This is a genomic window from Baekduia sp., assembly GCF_035685985.1.
In the GTDB taxonomy this organism is placed as follows: Bacteria; Actinomycetota; Thermoleophilia; order Solirubrobacterales; family Solirubrobacteraceae; genus Baekduia.
The window spans coordinates 201,177-215,145 of the sequence record NZ_DASRZV010000013.1; the positions used below are offsets into that span (position 1 = coordinate 201,177).

17 protein-coding genes are annotated in these 13,969 nt (G+C 72.2%); 11 read left to right on the plus strand and 6 right to left on the minus strand.

Annotation, left to right across the window (positions count from 1 at the left end; translation table 11 throughout):
- Positions 1 to 64: 64 nt before the first annotated feature.
- Together VFG42_RS06125 and VFG42_RS06130 are read right to left on the minus strand one after the other, a co-directional pair.
- Entirely contained in the window at positions 65 to 1,132 is a 1,068-nt protein-coding gene (locus VFG42_RS06125; RefSeq protein WP_324906337.1) for an alpha-hydroxy acid oxidase, read from the minus strand.
- Complete coding sequence (locus VFG42_RS06130; protein ID WP_324906339.1) at positions 1,129 to 1,758, minus strand: class I SAM-dependent methyltransferase; 630 nt, start codon at positions 1,756 to 1,758, stop codon at positions 1,129 to 1,131. The genes VFG42_RS06125 and VFG42_RS06130 overlap by 4 nt, the downstream gene beginning before the upstream one ends.
- Between VFG42_RS06130 and ispG the strand changes: the two genes are divergently transcribed.
- The 4 genes from ispG to VFG42_RS06150 are packed head-to-tail and all read left to right on the plus strand — an operon-like array spanning position 1,748 to position 5,081.
- A complete protein-coding gene (gene ispG / locus VFG42_RS06135) occupies positions 1,748 to 3,043 on the plus strand; it encodes a flavodoxin-dependent (E)-4-hydroxy-3-methylbut-2-enyl-diphosphate synthase (protein WP_414642326.1) in 1,296 nt (431 codons plus the stop codon). The two genes, VFG42_RS06130 and ispG, sit on opposite strands and share 11 nt — an antisense overlap.
- A gap of 32 nt (positions 3,044 to 3,075) precedes the next feature.
- Complete coding sequence (locus VFG42_RS06140) at positions 3,076 to 3,870, plus strand: ABC transporter ATP-binding protein (RefSeq protein ID WP_324906343.1); 795 nt, start codon at positions 3,076 to 3,078, stop codon at positions 3,868 to 3,870.
- Positions 3,867 to 4,664, plus strand: a complete 798-nt coding sequence (locus tag VFG42_RS06145) for an ABC transporter permease (RefSeq protein ID WP_324906345.1) — start codon at positions 3,867 to 3,869, stop codon at positions 4,662 to 4,664. The genes VFG42_RS06140 and VFG42_RS06145 overlap by 4 nt, the downstream gene beginning before the upstream one ends.
- A gap of 54 nt (positions 4,665 to 4,718) precedes the next feature.
- Positions 4,719 to 5,081, plus strand: coding sequence for a nuclear transport factor 2 family protein (locus VFG42_RS06150; protein ID WP_324906347.1), 363 nt, complete (start codon positions 4,719 to 4,721; stop codon positions 5,079 to 5,081).
- A 4-nt stretch (positions 5,082 to 5,085) separates the two neighbouring features.
- On the opposite strand, the gene VFG42_RS06155 is transcribed toward VFG42_RS06150, so the two are convergent.
- From VFG42_RS06155 to VFG42_RS06165, 3 genes are read right to left on the minus strand one after another with little or no spacing between them, the layout of a single operon-like run.
- Positions 5,086 to 5,745 (minus strand): class I SAM-dependent methyltransferase, encoded by a 660-nt coding sequence (locus VFG42_RS06155; RefSeq protein WP_324906349.1) that lies wholly within the window; start codon positions 5,743 to 5,745, stop codon positions 5,086 to 5,088.
- On the minus strand, positions 5,742 to 7,262 hold the full coding sequence (locus VFG42_RS06160) for a hypothetical protein (protein WP_324906351.1): 1,521 nt from the start codon (positions 7,260 to 7,262) through the stop codon (positions 5,742 to 5,744). Before VFG42_RS06160 ends, VFG42_RS06155 begins: the two co-directional genes overlap by 4 nt.
- Positions 7,263 to 7,302: 40 nt before the next feature.
- Positions 7,303 to 7,908, minus strand: coding sequence for a superoxide dismutase (locus VFG42_RS06165; RefSeq protein ID WP_324906353.1), 606 nt, complete (start codon positions 7,906 to 7,908; stop codon positions 7,303 to 7,305).
- 201 nt (positions 7,909 to 8,109) lie between these two features.
- On the opposite strand from VFG42_RS06165, the gene VFG42_RS06170 reads away from it, so the two are divergent.
- From VFG42_RS06170 to VFG42_RS06200, 7 genes are read left to right on the plus strand one after another with little or no spacing between them, the layout of a single operon-like run.
- The gene (locus VFG42_RS06170) at positions 8,110 to 9,777 is read left to right on the plus strand and encodes a proline--tRNA ligase (RefSeq protein ID WP_324906355.1); all 1,668 of its coding nucleotides are present in this window, start codon (positions 8,110 to 8,112) and stop codon (positions 9,775 to 9,777) included.
- A complete protein-coding gene (locus VFG42_RS06175) occupies positions 9,759 to 10,412 on the plus strand; it encodes a CDP-alcohol phosphatidyltransferase family protein (RefSeq protein ID WP_324906357.1) in 654 nt (217 codons plus the stop codon). The genes VFG42_RS06170 and VFG42_RS06175 overlap by 19 nt, the downstream gene beginning before the upstream one ends.
- Before the next feature lie 60 nt (positions 10,413 to 10,472).
- Entirely contained in the window at positions 10,473 to 10,733 is a 261-nt protein-coding gene (locus VFG42_RS06180; RefSeq protein WP_027007313.1) for a hypothetical protein, read from the plus strand.
- A 25-nt stretch (positions 10,734 to 10,758) separates the two neighbouring features.
- Positions 10,759 to 11,238 (plus strand): FHA domain-containing protein, encoded by a 480-nt coding sequence (locus VFG42_RS06185; RefSeq protein WP_324906362.1) that lies wholly within the window; start codon positions 10,759 to 10,761, stop codon positions 11,236 to 11,238.
- Entirely contained in the window at positions 11,238 to 11,993 is a 756-nt protein-coding gene (locus tag VFG42_RS06190; RefSeq protein ID WP_324906364.1) for a MerR family transcriptional regulator, read from the plus strand. The genes VFG42_RS06185 and VFG42_RS06190 overlap by 1 nt, the downstream gene beginning before the upstream one ends.
- Before the next feature lie 31 nt (positions 11,994 to 12,024).
- A complete protein-coding gene (locus VFG42_RS06195; protein WP_324906366.1) occupies positions 12,025 to 12,561 on the plus strand; it encodes an adenine phosphoribosyltransferase in 537 nt (178 codons plus the stop codon).
- 3 nt (positions 12,562 to 12,564) lie between these two features.
- Positions 12,565 to 13,017, plus strand: a complete 453-nt coding sequence (locus tag VFG42_RS06200; protein WP_324906368.1) for an SRPBCC family protein — start codon at positions 12,565 to 12,567, stop codon at positions 13,015 to 13,017.
- Here VFG42_RS06200 and VFG42_RS06205 read toward each other — a convergent pair.
- Positions 12,995 to 13,936 carry a sigma factor-like helix-turn-helix DNA-binding protein gene (locus VFG42_RS06205; RefSeq protein ID WP_324906370.1) on the minus strand — a complete coding sequence of 314 codons (942 nt, stop codon included), beginning with the start codon at positions 13,934 to 13,936 and terminating at the stop codon, positions 12,995 to 12,997. The genes VFG42_RS06200 and VFG42_RS06205 overlap by 23 nt on opposite strands.
- Between the last annotated feature and the right edge of the window lie 33 nt (positions 13,937 to 13,969).

Genomic DNA, 13,969 nt, shown 5'->3' on the forward strand with positions numbered 1-13,969 from the left:
CTGCCGACGTCACCATGACGTCGGCAGTGACCCGGGTCCTGGAGGCGGATGGCTTCGCGGGCTGTCAGATCACGTGATGCCGCGCCACGTGCGCCGGTGACGGCGCGCCGAGCAGCATCAGGTCCAGCTCCAGCTCGGCCTGGAGCGTGTCGAGGACCCAGCGTGCGCCGGCCTCGCCGTCCCAGGCCAGGCCCCACAGCATCGGGCGGCCGACGAGGACGGCCTTCGCGCCGAGCGCCAAGGCCTTCAGGATGTCGGTGCCGCGCCGGATGCCGCCGTCGACGAGGACCTCGGCGTCGCCGCCGACCTCCTGCACGACGTCCTCCAGCAGGTCGATCCCGGCCGGGACGCCGTCGAGCTGGCGGCCGCCGTGGTTGGAGACGACCACGGCGGAGGCGCCGTGCTGGAGCGCCAGGCGCGCGTCGGCCGCGGCGTGGACGCCCTTGACGATCACCGGCAGGTCGACCTGCTCGACGAGCTGCTCGAGGTCCTTCCAGGTCAGCGACGCGTCGACGAGGCTGAAGAAGCCCGCGGGGGTCAGGCCCGCGCTGTGCCCGGCCGCCGCGGTGACGCCCGGCATGTCGATGCCGGGCGGGACGGCGAAGCCGGTGCGCACGTCGCGCTCGCGGCGGCCGGCGCGCGGGGCGTCGACGGTGAGGACCAGCGCGCGGTAGCCGCAGTCGACCGCCTCGTCGATCAGCGCGTGCGTGACGCCGCGGTCCTTCAACACGTAGAGCTGGAACCAGCGCGGCGCGTCGGGCGCGGCCGCGTGGACCTCGCGCGCGGTGGCGGTCGCCAGCGTCGACACGCACATCAGCGTGCCCGCGCCCGCCGCGGCGCGGGCCATGCCGCACTCGCCGTCGGGGTGGGCCATCTTCTGCAGCGCGACCGGCGCGACGATCGCCGGCAGCGCGATCTCGGTCCCCAGGACCGTCGTGGCGGTGCTGACGCGGTCGACGTCGACGAGCACGCGCGGCAGCAGCTGCCGGCGCGCGAACGCGGCCTCGTTGTCGGCCAGCGTGCGCTCGTCGCCCGCGCCGCCGGCGAAGTAGCCCAGCGGGCCCGCGTCCAGCCGCGCCTCGACGAGCGCCGGCAGGTCGCGGAGGTTGACCGGACGGCCGGACGGGGTCATCGCGCCTCCTCCACGGGTCGGATGGCGATCCAGGACTTGGCCAGCGGCCCGAGGCGCTCGGCGTGCACCGCCGACGCCGGGAACAGCGCGCGCATCTCGCCGCGGCCGAGCAGGTGGATGTCCTCCCAGTAGCCCTGCGCGCCCAGCCGCCAGTACGGGCGCCGCAGCGTCGCGGGCAGCCAGTGGGCGAAGGGCAGCAGGCTGTGGGGCTCGACCGGGAAGCCGCGCGCGGGCGTCTGGACGTAGACGCCCCGCCCGACGCGGTTGACCTCGGCCGCGAACGCCGCGCGGCGCTCGGGCACGACGTGCTCGACGACGCTGGAGGAGTAGACGAGGTCGAACTCGCCGTCCTCGTAGGGCAGGTGCTCGGTCGCGTCGGCCTGCACGAACGGGCCGGGGTAGGAGGGACGCGGCTCGAGGTCGACGCCGGTGATCTCCAGCTCGGGCTCCAGCGCCCGCAGGCCGAGCGCGCCGCAGCCGACGTCGAGCACGCGCATGCCGGCGCGCAGCCCGGTCAGGCCGAAGAACTCGGCGTGCCGGCGCGTGCGGGCACGTGCCGCGAGCGGGGACGCGAGGCGCGCCCGGGTCTGACCCCGCGCGGTCCCGTAGACGTCGATGGGCGCCACGGGCCAGGAGTCTAGGTGGATTCGCGTTACTAGAATGGCCTCCATGGCCTCCGCCCGTCAGATCCACGTCGGCTCCGTCCCTGTCGGGGGCGGTGCGCCCGTGGCCGTCCAGACGATGACCAAGACGGAGACCGCCAACCTCTCCGCCACGATGGACCAGATCCGCCGGGTCGCCGAGGCCGGCGCGGACATCGTCCGCTGCGCCGTGCCGCGCGAGCAGGACGTCGAGGCGCTGAAGACGATCGTGGTGGAGTCGCCGATCCCGATCATCGCCGACATCCACTTCAACCACACGCTGGCGATCAAGGCCATCGAGGCCGGCGCCCACTGCGTGCGGATCAACCCGGGCAACATCGGCGGGCCGGACAAGGTCGCCGAGGTCGTGGCCGCCGCGAAGGCCGCGAACACCCCGATCCGCGTCGGCGTGAACTCCGGCTCGCTGCCCAAGCACCTGCGCGACCTCGAGTTCACCAACCCGGTCGAGGCGCTCGTCACCGCCGCGACCGAGTGGGTCGAGCTGATGCACACGCTCGACTTCTACGACTTCAAGGTGTCGATGAAGTCGACGTCGGTCCCCAACACGATCGCGTCCAACCGCCTGCTGGCCGAGAAGATCGACCACCCGCTGCACCTCGGGATCACCGAGGCGGGCACGAAGTGGTCGGGCTCGCTGAAGAGCGCGGTCGGCCTCGGCACGCTGCTGGCCGACGGCATCGGCGACACGATCCGGATCTCGCTCTCGACGTTCCATGCCGAGGAGGAGGTCAAGGTCGCCTGGGAGATCCTGAAGGCCTTGAAGCTGCGCGAGAAGGGCCCGGTGCTGATCGCCTGCCCGACCTGCGGGCGCCTGCAGTTCGACATGGACTCGGTCGTCATGGAGGTCGAGCGCCGGCTGGAGGCCTACGAGGACCCGATCGAGGTGTCGATCCTCGGCTGCGCGGTCAACGGCATCGGCGAGGCGCGCCACGCGGACTTCGGCATCACCGGCGCCAAGGACAGCGCGATGATCTTCTCCAAGGGAGAGCCCCTCAAGAAGGTCAAGACCGAGAACCTGGTCGACGAGCTGTTCGCCGAGATCGACAAGTACTACGCCTCGGGCAAGGAGGTCGTCGTCGACGACGCCGCCCGCGCGGAGGCCGCGCGATGGCTGGCCGAGAACGAGGACGACACGGCGATGACCCCGGAGCGCCTGGCGGCGCTGGAGGCCGAGCAGGCCCGCAAGGACGCCGACGCCATCGATGAAGCCGTCTCCCCGGTCGCCGGCCGCCGGTTCTCCCGCGCCTAGCCCTTGACTTCAAGCGTGGTTGAGGTCCGATCATGACGGACGTGAAGACACCTGCGCCCGCGGCCGCCGCCGCGCCACCCGCCCTGGAGATCACCGACCTGGTCAAGCGCTACCCGACCGGGACCGAGGCGCTGCGCGGCGTCTCGCTGTCGATCGGGTCGGGTGAGTTCTTCGGGTTGTTGGGCCCCAACGGCGCCGGCAAGTCGACGCTGATCCACTGCACGACCGGCCTCGCGGCACCGACGTCCGGCGGGATCCGCGTGTTCGGCCACGACGCGGTCGACGGCTACACCGAGGCGCGCGCCGCGGTCGGCCTGGCGCCGCAGGACCTCAACCTGGACCAGTTCCTCACGCTGGAGGAGACGCTGGACTTCCACGGCGGCTACTTCGGCATGCGCAAGCAGGACCGCCGCGAGCGGGTCTCCGAGCTGTTGGAGGCCTTCTCGCTGAGCGAGAAGCGCCACGACCGCACGCGGTCGCTCAGCGGCGGCATGAAGCGGCGCCTGATCCTGGCGCGGGCGCTGATGCACCGTCCGCGGCTGCTGATCCTCGACGAGCCGACCGCGGGCGTCGACGTCGAGCTGCGCCTGGAGCTGTGGCACTACGTCCAGCGCATCAACGCCGAGGGCACGACGATCCTGCTGACCACGCACTACCTCGAAGAGGCCGAGCAGCTCTGCGACCGGATCGCCTTCATCAACGGCGGGCAGCTCGTGGCGAGCGGGACGTCGCCGGAGCTGGCGGCGCGCTTCGGCGTCGCCGGGCTGGAGGACGCCTACCTGGAGCTGGTCGGGCGCAAGGAGCTGTCGCGAGGGCTGGTCGCGTGAGCGCGCTGTCCTCGGGGCGCTTCACGCTGACGCCCGCGCAGATCCGCTTCGCCTCGCTGCTGCGGCGCGAGGTCGCGCGGTTCATGAAGATCAAGCGCCAGACGATCGGCGCGCCGCTGCTGGAGACCTTCCTGTACATCTCGGTCTTCGGCGCCGCGCTGGGCTCGCGCGTCGGCAGGCTGCACGGCTTCGACTACGTGGTCTTCGTCGTCCCCGGCCTCATCATGATGGCCTGGGCGACCAACGCCTTCAGCAACAACTCGTCGAGCATCCTCCAGCAGAAGTTCCTGCGCGCGATCGACGACCAGCTGAGCTCGCCCGCCTCGCCCGCGGAGCTGCTGCTGGCCTTCACGCTCGGCGGCTTCCTGCGCGGCGGCCTGGTGGCGGTCCTGACGTTCGCGGCGGCCAGCGCGCTGGTCGGCGTCCCGGTCCACCACCCGGAGGTCCTGCTGCCCGCGCTGTTCCTCGTCGGCTTCTTCTTCGCCCAGCTCGGCGTGCTCATCGGCGTCCGGGCCGAGCAGTTCGACGACGTGTCGTTCGCCCAGACCTTCGTCCTGCAGCCGCTGCTCTTCCTCGGCGGCGTCTTCTACTCCGCCTCGCTGCTGCCCGAGCCGTTCGAGACGCTGACCCACATCAACCCGATCTACTACATGATCGGCCTGGTCCGCTACGGCTTCCTCGGCTACTCCGAGATCAACGTCGCCCTGGCGCTCGGCGTCCTGACGCTCGCCACCGCGGCGCTCTTCGCGGTCAACCTGAAGCTCTTCCGCTCGGGCTACAAGCTGCGCGCCTAGGCCTCGCCCGAGAACTCACACACGCAACCCAAGGGTTGCGGTACCCTCGGTCGCATGCCCGCCGACCGCGAAGCGCTCCTCCGTGAGATGTACGCGCTGTTCAACGCCCGGGACGTCGACGCGCTCCTGGCGACGATGGCCCCCGACGTCGACTGGCCCAACGGCTGGGAGGGCGGTCGGGTCAGCGGCCATGAGGCCGTGCGGGAGTACTGGACGCGCCAGTGGGCGGAGATCGACCCGAGGGTCGAGCCGCTCGCGTTCGCCCGGCGCGACGACGGCCGCGTCGCGATCACCGTCGAGCAGACCGTGCGCTCGCTCGACGGCGCGCTGATCGCCCAGGACACCGTGATCCACACCTACACCTTCGACGACGCGACCGGGCTGATCGCGGCGATGGAGATCGAGGCGCCGGCCTAGCCGCTCAGCTCCGCGGCTCCAACCGGTCGAAGGGCACGAAGATCTCGTGGCCGCTGGTCTCCGGTCGGTAGGCCTGGTCGAGGACGAGCAGGCCGAGGCCGTTGAAGCCGCGGCCGCGGATCTCCTCGGGCAGCTCGTCGTCGTCGCGCACGAGGTAGCCGGGCACGAAGTCCGGCAGCCAGAGGCTGACCTTCGGATGCGACGGGAGGTCGAGGTCGTCGAGGCCCGCCCGGACGCCGGCGTGGGCGGTGTCGTGGAAGACGATCGTCGTCGTGTGGCAGGCGTCGGCGTCCAGCAGCGAGCGGGCGTCGGCCTGAACGGCGTCGTAGGTGTGCAGCCCGTCGACCAGCGCGAAGTCGACGGCCTCGCCGCGCGCGTGCAGCTCGGCCAGGACCCGCGGGACCTCGACCGCGCCGTCGCCGAGGTGCAGCGTCGCGTTGTCCAGCGCCGCGGCGTGCGGCACCGAGCGCTCGTCGATGTCGAACGCGTGCACGTGCCCGGCGTGGGCGGCGATGCGCCGCAGGCTGCCGCCCTCCCAGGTCCCGATCTCGACGGCGATCCGCGGCGCGAGCTGGGCCAGCAGGCCCTCGAACGCGAAGCGCTCGCCCAGCTGCATCATCCAGTGCGCCTCGGAGGCGACGGCGGTCTCGTGGAAGCGGGTCATCGGCGCGGGGTCACCTGGAGGGCGTCGGAGGTCATGGTCACGGCCGGCGCGGGGTCGGTCGTCCGGTAGCGGTAGGTCGCGGCCTTGCCGATCGGCGGCGCGAGCGTCTTGACGAGCAGCCCGCGCGAGTCGGTGGTCAGCCGCGCGATCGTCACCCACGTCCCCGACGGCGAGCGGCGCTGCAGCGCGACGCGGTGCGTGGTGCCCGGGCGCACCTGGCCCCAGAAGCGCACGCGCGGCGCGAGCGTGGTCGCGTCGGCGAAGAACGGGTGCTCGAAGCCCGCCAGCGCGGGCTTGGGCCTGCCGTTCTTGTCCAACAGCCCGGACTGCCAGCCGGCGTACTTCTTGCGGCCCGAGCCGACGGACTTCGTCGGCTCGTCCTGCCACTCGTACTGCACGAGCGTCCGCACGCGCGGGTCGCGCCAGGCGATGTAGGCGGCCTCCTGCAGCCAGCGCGACTGGCGCGCGGGCGGGATGCCGTCGTAGGGGTCGGGTGGGTTGGTCTGGTAGCCGAACTCCGTCAGATGCAGCGGCGCGTGGGCGCCGGTCGGCGTCGTGAAGCCGCGCGCCCGCTGGACGGCGTCCAGCGTCTTCTCCAGCTTGCCGAGGTCGGCGAGGTCCGCGTCGTCGGTGTGGGGCGACGGCGTCGTCGGCGAGGCCTTGATCGAGTGCGGGTGGTAGGCGAAGCCGTCGATCCGCGCGGGCTGGAAGCCGCGGCAGCGGCCGGTGCGGACCGGCTTGAAGCGCTCGTCCACGCACCCGAACGCGCGGATGAAGGCCAGCGGGCGCAGCGGGCGGTTGCGCTGCAGCGGGTCGGCGCCGCGCGGCGCGAGCGTCCCGGCGATCACCTGCGCGCCCGGGTCCGCGCGATGGATCGCCGGATAGGCCGCGCGCACGAGCGCCCGGTAGGTGTGCGGCGCGACCGGCGTGCACTTCCTGCCCGCGACCGGGCACTCCTGCTGGGGCTGCAGCCACAGCGGCTGGTTGGGCTCGTTCCAGATCAGGTACTGCGTGACGACCCTGCCGTAGCGGCGCGCGACGGCCGTAGCGAAGTCGCCGAACTTCGCGGGATCCGGCTGGTAGCGCGGGTTGCCCAGCGACGGCACGCGGCTGGACCACAGCGGGCCCGAGCCCGTCACGCTGAGGATCGGCGTCAGGCCGTTGGCCACCAGCAAGCCCATCGCCTGGTCGAGGTAGGCCCAGTCGTACCGCGGGTCGTAGGGGTCGGTCGGGTGAAACCCGATCGGCATCGTCGGCGACAGCTCGTCGGGCGCGATCCCCGCCCAGCGGACCTGGACGCGCACGGTCTCGATCCCGGCGGCCTTCCACCGCGCGACGACCTCGGGGGCGCGCTCGGGCGAGTGCAGCAGCACGCCGTCGTCGGCGATCCCGACCCGGACCTGGGGCGAGGCGACGGCGGACGCGGCGGCGATCAGCGACAGCGCGAGGAGCGCCGCGGCGAGGGGGAGGGGGCGAAGCCGCGCCCAGAGGGCTCGGCTCGCGGAGCGGAGGGGCACGCCGTCATCGTGGCATGCCCCTCGCTCGGAACGACGCGTCCTACTTGGCGGCGGCGTACCGCTCGGCGACCTTGTCCCAGTTGACGACGTTCCACCAGGCCTTCAGGTAGTCCGGGCGCTTGTTCTGGTACTTGAGGTAGTACGCGTGCTCCCAGACGTCGTTGCCCAGCAGCGGCGTCTGGCCGTCGAGGACCGGGCTGTCCTGGTTCGGCGTCTTGGTGAGCTTCAGCGCGCCGCCGTCGAGCACCAGCCACGTCCAGCCCGAGCCGAACTGCCCGACGCCGTTGGCCTCGAACTGCTCCTTGAAGGCGTCGAACGAGTCGAACGCGCTGTTGATGGCGTCGGCCAGCTCGCCGGTCGGCTCGCCGCCGCCGTTCGGGCTCATCGACTCCCAGAACAGCGTGTGGTTGGCGTGGCCGCCGCCGTTGTTGCGGAAGACGCCCTGCTTGTCCTCCGGCAAGGACGACAGGTTGGCGAGGACCTCCTCGACCGGCTTGTCGGCCCACTCGGTGCCCTCGAGGGCGCCGTTGGCCTTGTCGACGTAGGCCTGGTGGTGCTTGTCGTGGTGGAGCTTCATCGTCGCCTCGTCGATGTGCGGCTCCAGCGCGTCGTAGGCGTACGGAAGATCAGGAACGGAGTAAGCCATGGGGTCTCCTTGTCGTCGTTGCGTTCTGGTCTACAACATCATCGGCCTTCAAGCGAGCTTGAAGTCAATCGAGATGCTGCGGAAGAGGGGCGCGGCAGGCGAAACATATCCCTACCCGCTCCGTTGCCTCGCAAGCCTTGCGCCGGCTGTCGGTTCGAGCCACGCCGCCGCGTCGCGCGCGTGGGCCGTATCGTCCGGCCCATGCGCATGAGCCAGCTCTTCCTGCCGACCGAGCGCCAGCCGCCCGCCGACGCGGAGGCGCTCTCCCACAAGCTGATGGTTCGAGCCGGCCTGGTGCGCCAGCTCGGCGCCGGGCTGTGGACGTGGCTGCCCGCCGGGTGGCGCACCCACCAGCGGATCGTGCAGATCGTCCGCGAGGAGATCGACGCGATCGGCGGCCAGGAGATGCTCATGCCCGTGCTGCAGCCCGCCGAGCTGTGGAAGCGCTCCGGGCGCTACGACGCGATCGGCGGCGAGCTGTTCCGCCTCAAGGACCGCAAGGGCGCCGACATGGTGCTGGCGATGACGCACGAGGAGGCCGTGACCTACCACGCGGCCCAGTCCGTGCGCTCCTACCGCGACCTGCCGATGATCCTGTACCACTTCCAGGTCAAGGAGCGCGACGAGCCGCGCCCCCGCGCGGGCGTCCTGCGCACCCGCGAGTTCATCATGAAGGACTCGTACTCCTTCGACCGCGACGAGGAGGGCCTGCAGGCCAACTACGAGCGCCACCGCGAGGCCTACGCGCGCATCTACGACCGCGCGGGCCTGGACTGGTACGAGTGCGAGTCCGACGTCGGGATGATGGGCGGCGCGCGCGCCCACGAGTACATGGCGCCGTGCACGGCGGGCGAGGACGACGTCGTCCTCGGCCCCAACGGCTACTCCGCCAACCTCGAGATCGCCACCGCCGACGCGCAGCCCGTGCCCGCGTTGCCCGACAGCCTCACCGGCACGCTGGACACGCCCGGCCAGACGACGATCGAGGCGGTCGCCGGCGGCCTCGGCGTCCAGCCCGGCAACCTGCTCAAGGCGTTCCCGATCATCGGCGAGGAGCGCGGGCCGATCCTCGTCTTCGTGCGCGGCGACCACCGCGTCGGCGAGATCAAGCTGAGCAACGCGCTGGGGGAGAAGTGGCGGCCCGCGCGCGACGAGGAGCTGCCGGGGCCCGCGGGCTACCTCGGGCCCAAGGACGGCGTGCTGACGTTCTTCGACCAGGCGATCGAGCCCGGCCGCTACGTCGTCGGCGCCAACGCCGTCGACCGACACGAGGTCTATGCCTACGAGGGCGGCCAGACGCTCGACGTCCGCTCCGTCGAGCCCGGCGACACGATCGGCGGCGAGGCCGTGCGCATCGAGCCCGCGATCGAGATCGGCAACATCTTCCAGCTCGGCACGCGCTACAGCGTCCCGCTCGGCCTGACCTACCTGGACGAGAACGGCAAGGAGCACCCGGTCGTCATGGGGTCCTACGGCATCGGCCCGGCGCGCATCGCGGCCGCGGCGGTCGAGCAGTACGCCGACGAGAAGGGCATCGCGTGGCCGAAGGCGATCGCGCCCTTCGACGTCGAGGTCGTCGCGCTGGGCAAGCCCGGCACGCCGGAGCTGGAGGCCGCCGAGCGCGTCTACGAGCAGCTCGTCGCGGTCGGCTTCAGCGTCCTGCTGGACGACCGCGCCGCCGGCCCCGGCGAGAAGTTCGCCGACGCCGAGCTGCTCGGCGCGCCGCTGCGGCTGACGATCGGCAAGCGCTCGCTGGAGTCCGGCGCGATCGAGGCCCAGCTGCGGCGCGGCATGCGGGAGGTCGAGGGTGGCATCCCGCTCAAGGAGGCCGCGGAGGGCGTGCGGACGCTGTGGCCGACGATCCCGTAAAGGCCTGGCGCAACCCGCGCCTGACGTTCCGGCGGCTGTCGGGCCTGGACCGCTCGGGCCCGCCGCCGCCGCAGACGCTCTCCGACGCGCCGTGGCACGTCTGGACGATCCCCAACGCCATCGGGTTCTTCCGGCTGGCGCTGATCGTCCCGCTGCTGATCACGGGCCTGTCGTCGGGCGACGGCGTCGGCGCGTGGCCCGCGATCCTGTTCGCGGTCGTCTCGTGGTCGGACTACGCCGACGGCATCGCCGCGCGGATCACCGGCCAGTACAGCCGCTTCGGCGCGCTGCTGGACCCGGTCGTCGACCGCACGCTGGTCATCGCCGGCGTGGTCATCTGCTGGCACTACGAGACGCTGCCGCGTTGGGGGATCGCGATCCTCATCGCGCGCGAGCTGTACCTGCTGGTCGCGGGCCGGATCGCGCTGAGCCGTGGTTTGGAGCTGAAGATCAACTGGTGGGGACGCTGGGGCGTCTGGCCGACCATGTCCTCGATCTTCTTCGCGCTGGCCGGCGTGGACGTCCTGGCCCACGTGCTGTTCTACATCGGGCTGGCGCTGTCGCTCGTCGCGGCGGCGGTCTACACGCGCGACGCGCTGTCCGCAACGCGCGCTGCACCCTCAAGTTCAGCTTGAGCGAAAGCCCTCCGCTGCTATTCTCGCCCGGCCCGTCCCCAGGAGGAGAAGGACCTCAGCATGGACACGTTCCCCGATCTCGGCTCGCTCTCTGACCAGGAGCTCAAGGACCTCATCCAGCAGCTCACCGAGGAGGAGGTCGACATCTCCTACCGCCGGCGCATCCTGCACGGCAAGATCGACATCCTCCGCGCCGAGCTGGTCAATCGCCTGCGCAAGCGCCACGAGGGGGGCGAGGAGGTCATCACGGGCGCCGACGTCCAGCGGCTGACCGACATCCTCGCGGGGCGCGCGGCCGGCGACGAGCCCGCGGCGGAGTAAGGCCGGCCGGGGACGTCGAGACGGCATGGCCCGCCACTGCCCCGAGTGCGGTTTCTCCAACGCGGAAGGCGCGAACTACTGCCAGCGCTGCGGCGCGTTCATCGGCGTGCCCGAGACGCCGGCGACGCCTGAGTCCTCCACGGCCACCTACCGCATCGACGAGACCGGCGAGCTGGTCCCCGTCGAGCTGGAGGACGTGGTCGAGCAGGGCGGCGGTGCCGCGCTGGTCGTGCGCGCCGGCGGCGGTCGCGTCGGCGAGAGCTTCCCGCTGGAGCGCGACCGCATGACGATCGGGCGCCGGCCCGACTCCGACGTCTTCCTCGACGACGTCACGGTCTCGCGCGACCACGCGCTGATCGTCCGGCGCGGCGACGAGTTCCACCTCGACGACCTCGGCTCGCTGAACGGCACCTACGTCAACCGGCGTCGGATCGAGTCGCATCCCCTCGCCGACGGCGACGAGCTGCAGGTCGGCAAGTACAAGCTCACGTTCCTCTCGCGCTGATGGCCGCCGTGGAAGAGGACCGCACCGCACCGACCGAGGAGCGCCCGAGCAAGGCGATGACGATCGGCGCGGTGTGCAAGGCGCTGCGCCAGGAGTTCCCGGACATCTCGATCTCGAAGATCCGGTACCTCGAGGACCAGAAGCTGCTGGAGCCGCGGCGCACGCCCGGCGGCTACCGCCTCTACGCCCAGACCGACGTCGCGCGCCTGCGCACGATCCTGCGGATGCAGCGCGACGAGTTCCTGCCGCTGCGGGTCATCCGCCAGGAGCTGGCCTCCGGCCGCGTGGACGCCGACCCGAGCGTCCCGGCGCCGTCGGCCGACGGCGCGGCGGCCGGCCCGCGGCGCCGCCCGAGCGTCAGCGTGACCGCCGGCGGCGGCGCGCTGTACTCGCTGGACGACGTCGTCGAGGACACGCGCGCCGACCCGGCCCTGGTCGCCGAGTTGGAGGACTACGGCGTCATCAAGGGCGAGCACCGCGCCGGGACCAAGTACTACGACGAGACCGAGCGCGAGATCATCCGCGCGGTCACCGAGCTGGCGCGCTACGGCGTCGGCGGGCGCAACCTGCGCGCGTTCCGGACGTCGGCCGACCGCGAGGCCGCGTTGTTGCAGCAGATCCTCGCCCCGGCGCTGCGGTCGCGCAACGTCGAGCGGCGCAAGGAGGCGGTCGAGGCGCTGGAGAACCTGGCGGCGGTCACGACGCACCTCAAGCACCTGCTGCTGATCCGCGATCTGCGCAAGATCGTCGGCTAGCGGATCCGTTCCCACCACCGCCCCCAACGCCATGACCGTCGACATCGCCTCCTACGTCCGGGACATCCCGGACTTCCCGAAGGCCGGGATCGTCTTCAAGGACATCACGCCGGTGCTCGCGTCGGCCGAGGCGCTGGACGCCGCCGTCCAGCAGCTGGCGGCGCCCGCGCGCGAGTGGGGGCGGATCGACGTGGTCGTCGGCGCCGAGGCGCGCGGCTTCCTGCTCGGCGCCGCGCTGGCGCGCGAGCTGGGCGCCGGGTTCGTCCTGGCTCGCAAGCCCGGCAAGCTGCCGCACCACACGGTCCGCGCCGAGTACCTGCTGGAGTACGGCACCGACGCGCTGGAGCTGCACTCCGACGCGGTCGCCCAGGGCGCGCGCGTCCTCGTGCACGACGACCTCCTGGCCACCGGCGGCACGGCGCGCGCGCTGTGCGAGCTGGTCGAGCAGCTGGAGGGCACGGTCGTCGGCTGCGCGTTCCTGATCGAGCTGGCCTTCCTCAACGGCCGGCAGCGGCTCGCGCCCTACCCGGTCGCGTCGCTGCTGAAGTACGACGACGCCGACGCCTAGAGGATGCCGACGACGACCCGTCGCGCGACGGTGGGCGCGCCGCCCGCGGTCGTCTGGCAGACGGTCGCCGACCCGCACCAGATGCCGCGCTGGTGGCCGCGCGTGGAGCGCGTGGAGGGCGTCAGCGGCCAGGGCTTCACGCAGGTCATGCGCTCCAAGCGCGGCGCGCTGGTGCGCGCGGACTTCCGGATCGGCCGGCGCAACAAGCCGCGCGTGATCGAGTGGTCGCAGGACCTCAAGGGCACGCCGTTCGCGGGCCTGCTGAAGGCGTCGGTGACGACCGTGTCGCTGGAGGAGGTCCCGGCGGGGACCGGGACGCTCGTGGAGCTGAAGCTCGTCCAGAAGCTCCAGGGCGGCAACCGCCTCGGGGGCTTCATGGTCAAGCGCGCGGCGCGGCGTCAGCTGGACGCCGCGCTGGAGGCGCTGGACGCGCTCAGCCGGTCAGCGACCCCTTGAGCACGATCGTCGTCGGCGCCTTGGGCGTCGAGGACGCCTCGCGCGTGATGAGCATCTCGCTGTAGGACGCGAGGTCGCTCGGGGCCTCGACGAGGCCCTGCAGGCGGCCCTTGTCGCTGCCCTTGCCGGTGACGATCGGGAAGAAGCCCAGGAACTTCACCTTGCCGCCGTCGCGCAGCCACAGCACGTAGTGGCCGGAGGCCGGCAGGTCCTGGCCGACGACGGCCAGCGCGCGCTTGCCGCTCTGCGAGACGAGGTTGGCGACGCCCAGGGGCTTGCTGCCGCCGTTGGGCGGGGTGAGGTTGAACTGCTTCTCGACCGTCGCCTGGGTGTTGGCGTTGGCGGTCGAGGACGCGTCGGTCGTCGTGGAGACGTCGGCGGCGTCCTTGCTGCCGTTGTCGTCGCTGCCGCCGATGACGCCGGTCAGCAGCAGGACGCCGCCGGCGAGGACGATCACGACGGCGGCGAGGATCAGCACGCCGCCCAGGCGCGAGGAGCGCTGCTGCTGGACGCGGGCCTCGCGGCGGGCGTGCAGCGCGTCGAACGCCTCGTCGACCTCGGCGGGGTCGGCCGGGATCTCCGGCAGCTCCTCGCCCGCGACGCCGGCGCCGCGCAGCTCGGAGGCGACCTGGCGGGCCCAGTCGCGTGCGGAACCGTTGGCCTCCAGGAAGTCGCGCGTCGCGGCCCGCTCGGAGGCGGACTGCTGGCCGAGGAGGTAGTCGCCGACCTCGTCCTGGCGCTCGTCGTCCAGGCCGGTCCCGGACGGCCCGATGGCGTCCAGGGCCGTGAGGGCGCGGTTCTGGACCGCGGCCTCGGAGATCTTGAGCAGGCCGGCGATCTCCGCGTACGTGCGCCCCTGGCGCAGCACGAGCTGGAGTACGGCCTTCTGGTCGGCGGGGAGATCGTCGAAGCGCGCCATGCGGCGCAGGAGGCTAACCGAAGCGCCACCGGT

Excerpts from the sequence above, each read along its gene's own strand:
- VFG42_RS06125 (WP_324906337.1), bottom strand. The coding sequence starts at position 1,132 with ATGACCCCGTCCGGCCGTCCGGTCAACCTCCGCGACCTGCCGGCGCTC.
- ispG (WP_414642326.1), top strand. The coding sequence starts at position 1,748 with ATGGGCGCCACGGGCCAGGAGTCTAGGTGGATTCGCGTTACTAGAATG.
- VFG42_RS06140 (WP_324906343.1), top strand. The coding sequence starts at position 3,076 with ATGACGGACGTGAAGACACCTGCGCCCGCGGCCGCCGCCGCGCCACCC.
- VFG42_RS06150 (WP_324906347.1), top strand. The coding sequence starts at position 4,719 with ATGCCCGCCGACCGCGAAGCGCTCCTCCGTGAGATGTACGCGCTGTTC.
- VFG42_RS06155 (WP_324906349.1), bottom strand. The coding sequence starts at position 5,745 with ATGACCCGCTTCCACGAGACCGCCGTCGCCTCCGAGGCGCACTGGATG.
- VFG42_RS06165 (WP_324906353.1), bottom strand. The coding sequence starts at position 7,908 with ATGGCTTACTCCGTTCCTGATCTTCCGTACGCCTACGACGCGCTGGAG.
- VFG42_RS06170 (WP_324906355.1), top strand. The coding sequence starts at position 8,110 with ATGCGCATGAGCCAGCTCTTCCTGCCGACCGAGCGCCAGCCGCCCGCC.
- VFG42_RS06180 (WP_027007313.1), top strand. The coding sequence starts at position 10,473 with ATGGACACGTTCCCCGATCTCGGCTCGCTCTCTGACCAGGAGCTCAAG.
- VFG42_RS06185 (WP_324906362.1), top strand. The coding sequence starts at position 10,759 with ATGGCCCGCCACTGCCCCGAGTGCGGTTTCTCCAACGCGGAAGGCGCG.
- VFG42_RS06190 (WP_324906364.1), top strand. The coding sequence starts at position 11,238 with ATGGCCGCCGTGGAAGAGGACCGCACCGCACCGACCGAGGAGCGCCCG.
- VFG42_RS06195 (WP_324906366.1), top strand. The coding sequence starts at position 12,025 with ATGACCGTCGACATCGCCTCCTACGTCCGGGACATCCCGGACTTCCCG.
- VFG42_RS06200 (WP_324906368.1), top strand. The coding sequence starts at position 12,565 with ATGCCGACGACGACCCGTCGCGCGACGGTGGGCGCGCCGCCCGCGGTC.
- VFG42_RS06205 (WP_324906370.1), bottom strand. The coding sequence starts at position 13,936 with ATGGCGCGCTTCGACGATCTCCCCGCCGACCAGAAGGCCGTACTCCAG.